Origin of the sequence: Maribacter sp. TH_r10, assembly GCF_033101095.1 — a bacterium.
Lineage (GTDB): Bacteria > Bacteroidota > Bacteroidia > Flavobacteriales > Flavobacteriaceae > Maribacter_A > Maribacter_A luteus.
On the sequence record NZ_JAWMPY010000023.1, the window covers coordinates 1 to 1,456 of the forward strand.

The following is a 1,456-nucleotide window of genomic DNA, read 5'->3' on the forward strand; positions in this document are numbered from 1 at the left end:
TAGGTACTGTGTCAAAAAACAAGTTTTTTCCTTAAAATCTTAGGAAACAAGTTGATTGATCAAATTGTTATCCTGCGCAGCAAGAGCTTTATGCTTTTGCTGCTTTTTTGTTTCAAACCCTGCATCGTAAACTTCTTCATTCTTCCATAAGGTATACATCAATATCAATAGCTTTCTCTGGACGGCTATTAAAGCCACTAAGGGCTTTGCTTTATTCGGCTTAAGCCTATTATAGAATTGCTTTAATGTTGGGTTACAGCGCACACAGGTCATCGATGGCATATGTAAAGCTGCTCTGATATGACTGTTCCCTCTTTTGCTAATCCTTGTTTTACCTTTAAAATTACCAGACTCTCGTAATACAATATCATAACCGGCATAGCTTGCCAATTGTTTGGCATTTACTATAGATTCAAATCCTAAGGTCTCTCCAATAACCGTAGCTGCTGATATAAAAGATATGCCAGGTATACTCATTAGAAAGCCGATCTTCTGTTTAAGAACCTCATTTTTTGATATCAATTCTTGCATCTCTTTTTCTATAAGGGCTATCTGACACTCAAGAAGCTTCAATCTGTTCTTATGCCTTTTCAAAGCTTTAGCATTACTATAAACACTAGAAGAAATAGCTCCTTGACGATTGGTTTCTATAGTTCTATCTTTCAACAAAGAACTTCGCTCCCTGCTCAATGCTTTTAATTGTTGTAGTTCTTTACTGGGTGGTTGCCAAAGACGAATAGATCTCTCAAGACCAAGCATGCTCAACATCCTACTATCCAATGCATCAGTCTTCGAACGTTGATCCAAACTCTGGGCGTAACGCTTTACACGACCCGATTGCATTACACAAACAGCATAACCTTTGTCGTGCAAGTAATGGGCGATACCTTGATGATAGACTCCCGTAGCTTCCATCACTATCAAAAGATCAACAGTACTATCTACTGATTTCTTCAACCATTTCAAAAGCTCCCTGTAACCTGGTTCATCATTGGATACATCTGGATGGGACTTGAATTCCTTAACCAGCCTTTCACTTAGAAAACCTAATGACAATGATAAATTCAACTTAGAAACATCGATGCCCAAACTTTGTTTTAACTGCTTTTCCATATCCTATTTTTTAAAGCTAGAATTCTCTTTAGCATCTTTGCTCGCATTTGATTCGATCTCTGCACTATTAGGATCTAGGTACTGTTCAGATTCCAAGAAAATTATAGAAGGGCGGAAAACCTATGAAACGATATCATCTGAATGTATCTAGCCGAGACCTCGCTGTCCCTCCTATTTAAGCCTGTTGTTAAGTATCCAAGCTAATGCTTTAAAGCATTAGCTTGGGAAGAGTGTAAACCTAAGCGACGATATCTCTATTTAGTATCTAGCCCAACCACGAAATCACTCTTCTTTGTTTATATAAATTATAGTATATTCAAACTGAAAACCAAACATACGAGCC

1 protein-coding gene is annotated in these 1,456 nt (G+C 37.6%); it reads right to left on the reverse strand.

The window, feature by feature from the left end:
* Positions 1-39 precede the first annotated feature (39 nt).
* Entirely contained in the window at positions 40-1,113 is a 1,074-nt protein-coding gene (locus R3X28_RS19145; protein WP_154366973.1) for an IS110 family transposase, read from the reverse strand.
* Between the last annotated feature and the right edge of the window lie 343 nt (positions 1,114-1,456).

Bases quoted from the DNA above. Each gene is read 5' to 3' on its own strand.
- R3X28_RS19145 (WP_154366973.1), bottom strand. From the start codon at position 1,113: ATGGAAAAGCAGTTAAAACAAAGTTTGGGCATCGATGTTTCTAAGTTG.